The 13833-nt window shown below is 43.1% G+C and carries 9 protein-coding genes; 4 read left to right on the forward strand and 5 right to left on the reverse strand.

From position 1 onward, the window contains the following. Positions 1–288 precede the first annotated feature (288 nt). Together xylA and R8P61_07495 are read left to right on the forward strand one after the other, a co-directional pair. On the forward strand, positions 289–1644 hold the full coding sequence (gene xylA, locus R8P61_07490) for a xylose isomerase (protein MDW3646887.1): 1356 nt from the start codon (positions 289–291) through the stop codon (positions 1642–1644). A 202-nt stretch (positions 1645–1846) separates the two neighbouring features. Further along, on the forward strand, positions 1847–4024 hold the full coding sequence (locus R8P61_07495) for a CocE/NonD family hydrolase (protein ID MDW3646888.1): 2178 nt from the start codon (positions 1847–1849) through the stop codon (positions 4022–4024). A gap of 1 nt (position 4025) precedes the next feature. Here the strand turns inward: R8P61_07495 and R8P61_07500 are convergent, their stop codons facing one another. Further along, a complete protein-coding gene (locus R8P61_07500) occupies positions 4026–4652 on the reverse strand; it encodes a deoxynucleoside kinase (protein ID MDW3646889.1) in 627 nt (208 codons plus the stop codon). Positions 4653–4831: 179 nt separating this feature from the next. Here R8P61_07500 and R8P61_07505 point away from each other — a divergent pair, with 179 nt between their 5' ends. Both R8P61_07505 and R8P61_07510 read left to right on the forward strand, forming a co-directional pair. Then, positions 4832–6169, forward strand: a complete 1338-nt coding sequence (locus R8P61_07505) for a dihydroorotase (GenBank protein ID MDW3646890.1) — start codon at positions 4832–4834, stop codon at positions 6167–6169. Between the two features lie 72 nt (positions 6170–6241). Further along, a complete protein-coding gene (locus tag R8P61_07510) occupies positions 6242–6901 on the forward strand; it encodes a hypothetical protein (protein ID MDW3646891.1) in 660 nt (219 codons plus the stop codon). Positions 6902–7025: 124 nt separating this feature from the next. Here the strand turns inward: R8P61_07510 and R8P61_07515 are convergent, their stop codons facing one another. From R8P61_07515 to R8P61_07530, 4 genes are all read right to left on the reverse strand, one after another. After that, on the reverse strand, positions 7026–7817 hold the full coding sequence (locus tag R8P61_07515; GenBank protein ID MDW3646892.1) for a FecR family protein: 792 nt from the start codon (positions 7815–7817) through the stop codon (positions 7026–7028). A 130-nt stretch (positions 7818–7947) separates the two neighbouring features. Then, on the reverse strand, positions 7948–9234 hold the full coding sequence (locus R8P61_07520) for a DUF5723 family protein (protein ID MDW3646893.1): 1287 nt from the start codon (positions 9232–9234) through the stop codon (positions 7948–7950). A 6-nt stretch (positions 9235–9240) separates the two neighbouring features. Continuing rightward, positions 9241–11358, reverse strand: a complete 2118-nt coding sequence (locus R8P61_07525; protein MDW3646894.1) for a hypothetical protein — start codon at positions 11356–11358, stop codon at positions 9241–9243. A gap of 45 nt (positions 11359–11403) precedes the next feature. Beyond that, positions 11404–13689: a choice-of-anchor Q domain-containing protein gene (locus R8P61_07530; protein ID MDW3646895.1), complete on the reverse strand. Its 2286-nt coding sequence runs from the start codon at positions 13687–13689 to the stop codon at positions 11404–11406. Positions 13690–13833: the final 144 nt, after the last annotated feature.

A 13833-nucleotide genomic window follows, 5' to 3' on the forward strand; every position in this document is an offset into this window, starting at 1 on the left:
GATATGTGCAAATAATAGGAAAAAAAATGAATTCTTCAATTTTGTTGAAAAGGCATTAGCGGCAAGCCCCCATTATTTTCAGGCTGTAAGTACCTCTCTTTTCCAAGTTCATTTCCGGAAAACAAAGGGTCCCCGAGATTGAATTATAGTTGATTTATATGCGTTGGATAGAGTAAGTGAAACTTTTTTCGCCTAAATCCTTTGACTTCCGGAAAAAAGCCCGTAGCTTAGTGTCAGATTGACCATAAGGAAAATCTACTTCTCTGATTATTACTTACTCTAAGTCTCATGTCTAGCTCTACGAAAGTAAATCACCACAAAATTGTAACGGGTACAAAAGAATACTTTCCTTCCATATCCCGGATTCCTTTTGAAGGAAGAACTTCCAGCAATCCGTTGGCCTTTAAATTTTATGATGAAAACAGGGTAGTGGCAGGTAAAACGATGAAAGAGCATCTACGTTTTGCTGTTGCCTATTGGCATAGCTTCTGTAATGATGGAGGAGATCCCTTTGGTTCAGGGACGAAGGTTTATCCCTGGTTGGCAAGTGCTGATCCCATTCAGCAGGCCAAGGATAAAATGGATGCGGCCTTTGAGTTTATCACCAAAATGGGCATTCCTTATTACTGTTTCCATGATGTAGATTTGATTGATGAAGGAGACAGCCTGGAGGAATATCAAAGACGTATGGAGATCATCACGGATTATGCCCAGGCTAAGCAAACGGAATCCGGAGTTAAACTGCTTTGGGGAACGGCAAATTTATTTAGCCATCCGAGATATATGAATGGTGCCTCCACCAATCCTGATTTTCATGTCCTGACCTATGCTGCATTTCAGGTGAAAGCAGCTTTGGATGCGACTATCAAACTGGGAGGAGAAAACTATGTGTTTTGGGGAGGAAGAGAAGGTTATATGAGCCTTTTGAATACAGATATGAAACGTGAATTGGACCATTTAGCTCAATTCCTTCGTGCAGCCAGAGATTATGGTAGGGCCAATGGATTTGAGGGGACCTTTTTCATAGAACCTAAACCAGCTGAGCCCAGCAAGCATCAATACGATTTTGATACGGCAACCGTTCTTGGATTCTTGAGAGAATATGACTTGTGGGACGATTTCAGCATCAATATCGAAGTGAACCATGCTACCCTGGCAAATCATACGTTCGAACATGAACTAGCAGTAGCAGCCAGTGCAGGGAAACTGGGTTCCATAGATGCAAACCGCGGGGATTACCAAAATGGCTGGGATACAGATCAATTTCCAGTTGATATTTATGAACTCAGCCAGGCCATGTTGATTTTTCTGGAGTCAGGAGGATTGCAGGGAGGAGGAATAAACTTTGATGCAAAAACCAGAAGAAATTCCACAGATCTTGAAGATTTGTTTTATGCACACATAGGAGGAATGGATATAATGGCGAGGGCTTTACTTATTGCAAATGACATCCTCGAGCATTCAGATTATAAGAAATTGCGGGAAGAAAGATATGCCTCTTTTGATGCCGGAAAAGGGAAAGAGTTTGAACAAGGAAAGCTGGGACTTTCAGATCTTAGCAAGCTTGCTACTCAGTTAGGAGAGCCAACTTCCAGAAGTGGGAAGCAAGAGTTATTTGAGAATATTATCAATCAGTATATATAAAGAAAAGCTTAGATAAGAAACATGATTATGGCTCAAGTCCATAATGCATTAAGATGTAGTATTTAGTATCCAAATTTCCGTGATGGCTGTCTTAGGGCAGCCATTTTCCTTTTTATCTCTCAAATTTCTCTCTAAGTTGCATTATCCTTCATTCTGCTGATATACAGCCAACATTTTTTCCTAGTTTTCCGTTTTAACTGTCATGTATCAACCTCTGCAACAAACACTCCTCCCATTCCTTTTCCCTCTCTTATTGATTATAAGTCCGGGGCTTTTTGCACAAGCTCCACCTGACTCTATCGTTCAGGATAGTCTTGATAAAGAAGATGAAATAATCAGCAAGCCATTTCGGTACAAAGGTTTCTACAAAAAAGAAGATGCCTATATGGATACAAAGCGCATTTCGAAATACGTGGAAATGCGTGATGGGACTCGTATTGCAGTTGATATATTGATCCCTACAGAAGGTCCTGAGCAGGACTCATTCCCTGTCCTTCTTCAATTTACTCCCTACAATAGAGCCTATATGGTTCCCCGGATGGGACCAATAAAACATGCGATTTCCAGCATGGCTAAATTTGGATGGGGACCTGAATACGACCAAAGCAAAATCATCCCTTATGTTCGGTTTATGTTGAGAAGAGGGTATATAGTGGTTAATGCAGATATGCGGGGAACGGGAGCTTCTTTTGGTAGTCAAATGCCCATGGCGCCCATTCTGGCAAAAGATGGCAAGGACATGGTTGACTGGATTGCCGAACAGGAGTGGTGTGATGGAAATGTAGGCATGATGGGACCATCCTATTTAGGTTGGATTCAATTTATGACAGCTGCTGAAAAGCCAGAGGCTCTGAAGTGCATTATGCCAGAGGTCATGTTTTTCGATGCCTATTCTGCTGCAAATTGTATGGGAGGAATTCAGGCAAGCAGATTTCTGCAGTCCTTTAGTAACCTTCTGAAAAATTTAAATAGAAATAAGTATAAGCTTCGCAAAGGACAGGTGCCTGCATTGCCGGTAGAAGATGAGGATGGAGATGGGAAATTGGTGGATGAAAGACCTGTCAAGATGGATTCCCTGAGTCTTTTTACCAATGCGAGGATTAAGTATCCCGATGGGAAAAAGCGGGAGAATCATAGCTATATCCAGGCAATCAAGGATCATTATGACAATGTTCTGGTGGAGGATTTGGTGAAAAATGGAGCACGTTATTGGGATAGTGAGGGACCCAAAGGATATGAGGAATACTCTTATACACATGGAAGTCCCGGATATTATGCCGATAAGATCGCTGAAAGTGAGATTCCTATTTATCATTCCGGAGGCTGGTTTGATATCTTCTCCCGAGGTACCTTGAAAATGTACAGTACCCTTGCAGAGAGTAATCCTTCCAAATTGATGATTGGTCCTCGCTGGCATTTACCAAGTACTGGCAGGGGCTATAAAGAACACATGGGGTATGAGGCTCGCTATATGTATCAGCAGGCCATCGAGCAATTGCGTTTTTTCGATCATTACCTCAAAGGAGTAGAAAACGGAATTGAGGAGGAAGCTCCGATATTTATGTATGTGATGAATGGGAAGTGGAGGGAAGAATATGAATGGCCGATCGCGCGTAGAAGAGAAACTGCTTTTTATTTCCAGGATAATCATGGACTGGATAGCATGTCAACTTCTGAAGGCAAGGATCTTTATCAGGTAGATTTTGAGGCACGTTCTGATTATGGCAAAGACAGCCTGAGTCGATATACCATTACTTCCGGTATTCCTAAAGAAAGAATGGAGCGTACTGAGCTCGATAAGAAGTGTTGGACCTATGATACTCCTGCTCTGACTGAAGATACAGAAGTAAGTGGGCATCCAATTGTCCAGCTTTGGCTTTCTTCCAATCAGGACTATGGTGACATTTTTGTTTACCTCGAAGAAGTGGACTCCAGTGGAAGATCCTTTTATGTAAGCGAAGGGAAATTGAGAGCAGGCTGGCATAAAGAGCATGACCCCAACATTCAGAGCAATTACAAAATGGCTGTTAAACCTGTCCTTCCCTGGCATGGTTTTAAAGAAGACCAATATGAAGACAAGGCCCTGGCCAATGGAAAGATCATCGAGATGCGGCTGGATTTAACTCCTACTGCCTGGTTATTTAAAAAAGGCAGCAAGGTTCGTATTTCCATCGCAGGAGCTGATAGGGGAAATTTTGAGCCCAATCCCGGACTGTGTCCGGAAGGAAAGTGGGAGCATTGTCCAGAGACAAGTCTGAGCATTCACCGATCAGCCGAAATGCCTTCGCATATCCTATTGCCTATCATTCCCCCCAGGCCTGAGCCCGAGGAGGAAGAAGAAGAAAGCAAACCCAAAGAAGTAAGTGCTGGTGGAAACTAGGCTAACTTTTGACAATTAGCTCTTCTTCGATCTTTTGCACGACGAAATCAAAATCTTCTGTGTGGTTGACGTAGTCCAACTCATCAGTTTCGAGGATCAATAGTGGTCCTTCTCTATATGCACCTATCCACTCCTCATAATTTCTATTGAGGTTTTCCAAATATTTGATACTAATGGAGATCTCATAATCTCTTCCCCTTTTTGCAATTTGATCAACCAGGGTAGGGACTCCCGCTCGCAAATAGATGAGGAGGTCCGGAGCCTTGATCATATTACTCATCGATTTGAAGAGTGCAAGATAGGTTTGGTAATCCCGGGTTTCCAGCAAGCCGGATTCATTGAGGTTCTTGGCAAAAATAAAAGCGTCCTCATAAATGGTCCGATCCTGTATAATACTGATCGGACTATTTTGAATTTCGACTACCTGATTGAATCGGCTGTTGAGAAAAAAGATTTGTAGCGGAAAAGACCATTTGGCCATGTCCTGGTAAAAGTCGCTGAGGTAAGGATTATCATCCACAGCTTCCAGGTGAGGTTTCCAGGAATAATGTTGTGCAAGTTTCTGCACTAATGTGGTTTTTCCTACACCTATATTCCCAGCTATCGCAATATGTTGTGGCTCTTTCACAATAATATTTGTAGTATGTAGCTCTGTTTTAAGAAGATGTTATCCCTAAGGATAATCAATTACCCGCAAACACCATGATCATCCCTAATCGAGGACATCTTCACATGGAATTCACTAGGAATTAACATGAGGACGAATTTATATATTCTTAGTGAAATATGATGAGATAAGTTGAAGTAATGACAAGTTTATTGATCAAAAATGCGCTGATCGTAAATGAAGGAAAGATTAGCGAGTCAGATATCTACTGTGAAAATGGCCTGATACATACGATAGCAAAAGATATCAAGAAGGTTGCCGATAGAAAAATTGATGCAAAGGGGCTCTATTTGATCCCCGGTGTAATCGATGATCAGGTACATTTTCGGGAACCAGGCCTAACCCATAAAGCTGATTTACAAACGGAATCCAGAGCGGCTGTTGCTGGCGGGATTACGAGTTTTATGGAAATGCCCAATACCAAGCCCCAGACCCTGACACAGGAACTACTGGAGCAAAAGTATCAACGGGCAGCAGAAGTTTCCGCTGCGAACTACTCTTTCTTCATGGGAGCATCCAATGACAATTTGGATGAAGTGCTCAAAACCGATCCCTCGACTGTATGTGGAATCAAGGTATTTATGGGTTCCTCGACGGGGAATATGCTGGTTGATGATGCCGAAGTCCTGGAGAATATTTTCAAGAGTGCTCCGATACTCGTAGCCACGCATTGTGAAAAGGAGGAAATCATTCGGAGAAATCTAAAACTGTACAAAGAACAGTTTGGCGAAGATATCCCGGTGGCTGAGCATCCTTACATCCGCAGTGTGGAGGCCTGTTATCAATCTTCCAAACTTGCGGTTGAACTGGCTCAAAAGCATGATACGCGCCTACATATTCTTCATATTTCTACGGAGAAGGAACTGGAACTCTTCCGCAATGATATTCCTCTAAGTGCCAAGCAAATTACTGCTGAGGTTTGTATCCACCACCTGTGGTTTACAGAGGAATTTTACAAGGAAAAGGGAATGTTCATCAAATGGAACCCAGCTGTTAAGAAAGAAAGTGATCGTGAGGCCTTACGAGCTGCTCTCCTTGACGATCGCCTGGATATCATAGCTACAGACCATGCGCCCCACACCCTTGAGGAAAAGGACAATAACTACCTGAAAGCTCCATCGGGAGCACCTTTGGTACAACATGCCCTGGTTACAGTATTAGAAATGGTAGAGCAAGGTGTCCTGAGTATGGAGAAAGCCATTGAGAAAATGTGCCATGCACCTGCTGAATGTTTCCAGTTGGAAAAGCGAGGATATATTCGAGAAGGCTATTTTGCGGATTTGGTGTTGGTGGATCGAAACAATCCCTGGATCGTCAATCGCAAGAATGTCCTGTATAAGTGTGGTTGGTCTCCGCTTGAAGGAACCCAATTTAAATCCCGGGTGGTAAGAACCTTTGTAAATGCCGAGGAAGTATATGCAGAAGGAAAGTTTGACGATAGTATTCGTGGACAACGCTTGAGCTTCGAAAGAGAATAGCAAGAAAATAGGGCAAGGCTTTGTCTTTTTGCTGAATATTTTCGATCATTAGTTGAAACCGACCCTATTACTATGCGTTTCTACATTCTCCTTGGAGTATCCGGCTCCCTTTCGACCTCTATGGCCGAACAGCTCCTCTCGACCAGTAATGAGTTGTTTTTTGCTTCTCCTGATGAAAATATGGACTTAAGGAAGTTTGCGCGTATGCGTCAGCTCGCATTGAATTTCGAGCAGATGGATACAAAGGATGCGGTTAAGACACAGGCCTGGATAGAGAAGGTCTTGGATAAAATGGAAGAAGAAGATTGGAAGGAAGTAAGCCTGATTGTCATGACCGAAAAAGATAAATCGGGCATAAAATCCTCTCTCTTATCAGATTATTGTAATTCCTATCAAAGGATGGTGCAGCCTATGGATAAGGAAAAACGAATCCTCATCTGTGGAAGGCAGGAAGATCAGTCTGCGAAACCGGGTTCTGCTGTTGGAGGAAAGCATCATGATCAACTTCCTGGCCTGATTCGAGAACTAGCGCTTAGCCAAATTGGTCAAAAATTTCCCGTGAAATATAGTTCCATTCTGCTAAATGCCGAGCAGCAGGAATCGAATCGTGGCGGTAACTCGGCTCGTCAAACGCATTACTCTCCGGAGCTGCTAGCTTGTGAACTGGTAAAACTATTTCAGGCAGCTGATTTTGGTGAGGAGAAAGCTATTGTCTTAAAAGATTTAATCTAAAAGGTATCCATTGGAGAGCTATATGTGTTCTATCTAAAACACCAGAACACCTACCAAAAAACCCTCACCAATGGCGAGGGCTTTTTTATATTATAAGCACTTTCGTTCTAAATCGATTTCGGACTTATTCTAAGAGAGATATATCTGTATATAATTTCTCTGTATAGATACTATTGTCCTCATAGGCATAGATTACCCGGTGTCCGGCTTCAAGGTAAAGAGGAGTAGAATCTTCTCCTGATTTAAAGTTGATGGAACCACTTTCCACCAAAACCTCAACAATGCTAGGACTGCCGGTTTGACTCACTCTAAATCTTCCCGATTCTACTTCTAAAATAGACTCGGATACTTTGATAAAGAGGGGATGCCCTTGCTCATTGGCTTTAATATCAAAATCTGCTTCTCCTTTCAATTCGATTTTACGATTGAAGCCTCCGAAATGAGCAGGATAGCTGAGTTCACTATTTGCACGCAGGAATACCTGGCCGGCTTTAGGCAGTTCAAGTTGAAGGTCTTGATCCATGGGACTTTGAGCCATCAACAATTCAGGATTAGCTCTTTCCCAAACAGAATCGAATTTAGATTCAAAGAGGAAATAGATACAAGTCAAAAAGAGAAGTGTAGCAGCTACCCGTATGCCAAACATCACATATCCTTTTGGAAAGGGGTTAGGGGCAAAGTCATGAGGAACATATTCCTCAACTTCCTCTAGTCTGGATTCCCAGGGAGCGTTTTGGGGAAGAAGTTCCTTGACCTTTTCCTGATCTCCATTGGTCCAGGCGCGCGACAAACTATCGTACAATTCCTGATTGGATTCCTCGCTTTTCAGCCAGCTTTCAACTTGTTGTTTTTGGAGAGTAGATGCTTCACCGGATAGGTAAGCGATCAATGGATTCTTCTTACTTCTACGCGTCATACTAGGAGTCCTTTTAGGCATTAAACAGAAGCGGATATTTGGGTGCTTTTTTAGGTGCCTTTATTCAAAATAAGGAAAAGCACAAAAAGAAGCAAGATCGCTTCGTATATAATCTCCTAATTATCAGTAATTAATAGCGGAAGATGATTCCCGCTTGTAATCCCTGACCTCTTCCACTATCGGGAAGAAGGAGTCCTAAAAGTTTATCGGATTGTAAAAAAAGCTGTAAATCCTGCTCTTTATTCAGGCCTATATTTCCTGCCAACATCAGCCCCGCATCGATCCCCTCAAATCCTCCAAATGAAGCATGTATGCCACCTTTTAACCACTTATTGATATTGTGTTGAAATATGGTGTGGAACTGTAAACGATTGCTCATGGGCGAGTTTTGGAAGAAACCATATCGAAACAAAACCCCCAGGCTGCTACGGTTGGATAGCTGATAATTAAGGCCTATTTGAGCAAAGCCGGGAAGATAATTACTACTATTGACCTCCACGGTATCCGGGAAGAATAATCGCTCCAGACTGTCCGAACTAAAGATGCTGTTTTCCCCGGAAAAGTCGAGATTTCCAATGTCTTCTATCAACAATCCTTCATAGGTAGTATTTACGATATTCTGATTCTTTTCCACAGACCAGGATATAAAACCAAAATCAATCAATGAAGCCTGAGCCATGAGCTTCTCATTGATCTGATAACTGGCGCCAAGGTCTACTCCTGCCCCAAATCCTGCTGCTCCCTCTCCAGCCTTACGGTCCAGGTCAAAATTCGCCTGAACTTCTATAGCTGTTCCCAATTCCTCGGTAAAAAGAGAAAACTCCCGCAGGTCCAGGGATTGATAGTTATTCCCCAGCAGTAATTTTATTCTTCCTCCGTATGACCAATTTCCTTGCTTGCTGGCAGTTCCAAAAGAAAGCTCAGAATAGGATTGAATGCTCAAGAGAACATCTTCGCTGCTTATTCTCTGACCCGTATAGGCTGCATTCCCCAAAAGTATCAGGCCCATAATGTCTTTTCCACCAAAACCGGCATAGGCCAGACTTCTTTGACGAAAGCCCATACTATACGGCTTTTTCTTGATTCGGAAATTCACCAAAAGATCTCCCTGGGCCAAGATGTTGAAACGATTGTCATCACCCAAATCATCCAGAATATCAGCCTTTTCCCCTTCATCGAGGAAATCATCATTCAGCGGCCAATTTCCTAAACTCAAACTGGAGGACGCCAGGTCATATGCTCCCCCCAGACCAATGCTCAGATGCTTGAAGTCATCTGTAGCCAGGAAGGCCGGTTGCTGCCATTGACCCAAACTGATCTTGGGGCTGTTGCTAAGTTGAACCCCTGTTTGTGCTTCCAATTGGAAATGGAGGAGGAGGAAGCAGCAAAGGAGGAAAAAATATATAGACTTATTCATGTGGTTCTAGGGAATATTACTTTTAAACTGACCGACCAGGCTCACATTCAGGCTATAGTCAGCAAAGATTTTCACAGACTGGTTTATAGGATCGGTATCCAGTCGAAAGTTTATTTTCAATTTCTCTGCAGCGCCCAGGATATCTGTGAGTTCCTGAGCTGTATATTCTTTTTCAATGAGGGTATTGCCGGCCAGGGTTTCTTCTACATAACCTACCTCATTTATTCTTCCGGCTTCGATAACTTCTTCCTGCGCCAATACTGTGAGGACATTTTCTCCTTTATCCAACAAACTAATGCTGGCTATTGCCTCCATTGGAAATCGGTTCTCGATGACGATGCGAAGGATGCCTTGCGAAATTTGTTCAAGATCAAGGGTCTCAGGATTTAGCTCAACTTCATCCGAAAAAACCAGGCCTTCAACCGAAGCATGGAAGGGGACTGAAACTTCCACAAAGGATTCGATCTTGCTATTATCAGTTCCGAAGTCTAAAAATGTATTCTGAAATCCTTGTCGATTTACCTGTACATCTATATCGTAGATGAGTTTGTCCAGGAGGATATTGCTGAAATTTCGGACATTGCTGTTTTCAATCGTAAAATCCAATTGGGTACTGGCAACTCCATTGGTATCGGGCAACTGAGGACGATTGATCGGAAGTGGGCCTGCGAGTAATTCATCATTTCTCAATTCGGTGCTTGTCCCTCTTTCGCTATTGATCCCTTCCAATTTGTTGATGGTGAGATCAGTATTAACGCCCATAGAGTTTTCGATGATCAGGGAAATCTCAGGTTCTTCAAATCGAATATTTTCAAATTCAATATCCTTAAAGACATTAAGCTCATTCTCTCCCTGAAAACTCACTTTTCTATTACCCAGATAGCCTTCCACATATACCGGTTCGAGATCGGTCAGGGTAAATAGGACAAATACACTGTCCTGTTGATCAAGGGTAACCAGGGTGCCTGATTCGACCAGATTTATTTGAATGCCTTCAAGAATGGTATTATAGGTGGTTCCATTGGAAGTCAGATCGATGGTAAATCCCTCCAAAGGCTGCTCTACAATCAGGGTAGAAGGAGTAGTCGGGGTGGCTGGAGGAATCTTGATTTGAAGGCTGGGTTTTTCTCCCAGCTCATTGAAAGCTGATTCCAAAGCATAGGCAAAACTCACGGTATCTTCTACCGTGCTAATCGCATCGGCTTTAATCTTACCGGATTTTACTTTCACTTTACTGATTCGGATATCGGCAAATTCCTCATCAAATCGATAAATGGTTTCTCGAATAGTATCCAGTAAAGTTTGCTGGGGAAAGACCGCGGTAGCTGTTTCTGCTTTCAGGTTTTGTACTACCAGGGTTAATCGGATGAAATCATTGGTGTCAATGGGAACATTGGTGCCTGCGGCGATATCCACATTTATAAGCTCTCCCTCTAGTTGACTCTCGACTTCTTTGCCTGAGAGATCATAGCTTTCTGTAACACTCGTCCTGGCAGGAATTACTGCAAATGTATCTGATACGATAGGCGGTCCGGGCAGACTTTTATTTCGTACTTCCAGGCGTACATTTTGAATGTCAAGGGGAAGCTGATTTTCCATTTTTAAGAGCAACTCTCCTTCGGCTACTCGAGCAAATTGAAAGAAGTCTGAGGCATCTATGGGGATCACTCCGGAACTCAAGCCATTATTCGCAGGAAGACTGGGAATGGTCTGTCCATGAGCTGCCAGGATGATTTGTCCAATGATATTGCCTTGAGCTACAAGTCCTCTGGCAAGTTCAGCCAGGGTGATGGTCTGTGTGATAGTATCAGAACTCAGTTCCAGTTCGTCGAGCTTGAATCCAAACTCGGCTTCCAGATCGGGAAAATCCACCAGTTCCTGAAGATTGGCTTCTGATAACTTCTCGCGGAAAGCAAGGCTCCAAAGGTTTTCATCATTCTCCACGATATTGCTATCCTGAAGTACCTGATCCAGTGTTATTTCTGTTTTGGCCAATGGAAGGATCAGATCTGTATCCCAGTTCAGATCCGCCAGCGGATCCAGTTGACAAGCAGCCAGGCTAGCCAACGTAAGGACAGAAAAGAACGAAAGGAGCTTTGAGTTGAAACGATTAAAGTAATTCACAGACTATTTTTGTAATGAACGAAATTGAAGGTAAGGAATTGCCTTTTAGCGTAGGATCTGCAGGGGAATAGCTGCCGTAGCATCTTTACTCCTTAGTCTAAGTACATAGTAAGCGGGACTAAGGCTGCTTTCATCCACAAATACTTCCCCCTTTGCATCCAGTTTCAGCCTTTTGAGAGAAATGATTCTTCCTTGTAGGTCTCTTAGTTCGTACAGAAATTCCTGATTGGCTCCCTCTTTCCAGCTTAACGTAAAGTAACCTTTGTTTGGTTGGGGAAAGAGTAAGAGCGAAGCTGAAATGTCATGTGGGATTCCGGTAGCAGGATCGTATTCATAAGCTCCCAAATCAACGCTTCCATTGAAAATACGGACTTGTCCTCGTTGATCTGTTTGTGGGGCAAAGCTATTATCTCCTGCATCTATGGCAGGACTGCCACTTTGGAGTCGGAAACTATAAGAGGAACCTCCATAGTATTCGAATGGATCGAGTAGGGGATCTACAGCGAGGATGGTAACGCTATTGATGAGATTTAACCAATTGGCGCTATCCTCATTCTGAACGATATTGATTCCTTCATTAAAGAAATCTCCAAAAACATCATCTCCTTCGACCGCCTGATTATTGCTTACTATACTATTGGTCAGCATGAAGTCTGCTCCTGAGGCATTGTAGAGGGCTCCCCCACGGTTGCCGGCTCGATTGAGCGCAAAGCTGCAATGGAGAATATTTGCTGTAGCTCCATTGTCGAAGGCTCGATTGTCTATCGCGCCTCCATCCAGAAATTCTGCTTCATTTTCCGCAAAGCTACAATTGATGATATCCATTTCTGCCGGCCCCAAGTCTCCATAATTGGCGATGGCGCCTGCGCCTGAGGCTTTGTTCCAGCGAAAAGCTGAATTTTCAACCCTTAGCTTGCCTTTATTCATAATAGCTCCTCCTCCAAAACTAGAGGGATTGCCTTTTTCAAAATTCAGATCTTTCAACTGAACTTCTATGCCGGGATTTATATACAAAATTCGCAAACTGTCTCCACCATTTAGAAAAACAGGGTTTTGGGGATTTCCATAAATCACTTGATTCTGACTGATTTCAAGGGTAGAAGCCAGTCTGATTACGCCATTTACATTGCCAAGTCTAAGGGTATCCCCGGTACAAGCTAAGTCCAGGGCTTGCCTGAGCGAACCATAGCCATTGTCCTGAAGATTGCTGATCTGAAGATCCAGGCTTGCATTTCTTTCAAAGGAACCGATATCAGAAGTAGAAATCCTTGTTTGCCCTCTACTGTCAGTAAGGGGTGCTGCTGTATCATCGCCCGCATCTATGGCAGGGCTAGTACATCGCAGACTTACGGTAGGAAATATTCCGCCATTTAATCCAAAGGGCCCTAGCTCTGCATCAACATTAAATAAATCCGTGCCCGGACTACTTACTAGCACCAGGCTATTGGTCGTATCATCTATGAGATTATTGCCTTGACTACGCAGCGCTCCAAAGATATTGGGAATATCGATTCTCCCGATATTATCAGCTAGCAAGCTGTTTTTCAATTCCGCTGCTCCCGCCTGAGAAATATCAAGGCCTCCGCATCGACCTTCCACTTCATTAAAGGCTATGGTGCTGTTTTCGATGAGAATGCTGGCTTGCCCTCCCGCATCATTGACCAGATAAATAGCCCCTCCAGATATCTTCGCTTTGTTTTCAGCAAAGGTACTATTGCTAATTTCTACACGGGTTTCTCCACTTCCCCTGGCATCTGCATAAATAGCCCCTCCAAATTCAATAAAGCCCGGTATGGGTTGTATGGCCAGGTTTCGGTAGAAACTACAGTTCTCTACATAAAGTTTTACCCCTTGCAGCCCAAAAGCTGCATTGTCTATGGCTCCTCCTGAGGTCGCTATATTTTCATGAAAGAGGCAGTTTTTCACCCTCAATACTCCACTATTGCTAATTGCTCCTCCATAAGGGGGATCATAGCCCGTCGCATTTCCATTGTAGAATCGAAGGCCTTCAATGGAAACAGTATCAGCCTTTCCAATATTAAATAAGCGAGTGGAATCCTGGGTAGTTATGGCTAATTGATCAGCTCCTGGACCCAGAATCCATAGATTTTTTGTGATAAAAAGCTGAGAATCCAGAACAATTTCTCCGACGATGGAAAAATTTATCGTGTCCCCGCTTTGGGCAATAGAAACCGCTTCTCTCAGACTTCCCCCTCCAGAATCAGCATTCGAACTGACGGGGAAAGAAGTTGCCCACAACTGAGTGGGTAGAAAGGAAAAAAAGAAAATGAAGGGAATCAGGTAGAATCCGGCTGGAATATATTTACTCACACTAATCAGGTTTGAACGGCAAATCGTCTGCTTTACACAGCTTACGAATGAAAGAACGAAATTTAGGGGCAGATGCGTATGGGAAAAAGATAAAAAAATATCCGGCTTCTCTTTACAGAAAAGCCGGATCTATAATTTCTTGTG

It is taken from the genome of Bacteroidia bacterium, from assembly GCA_033391075.1.
GTDB lineage: Bacteria > Bacteroidota > Bacteroidia > J057 > J057 > JAWPMV01.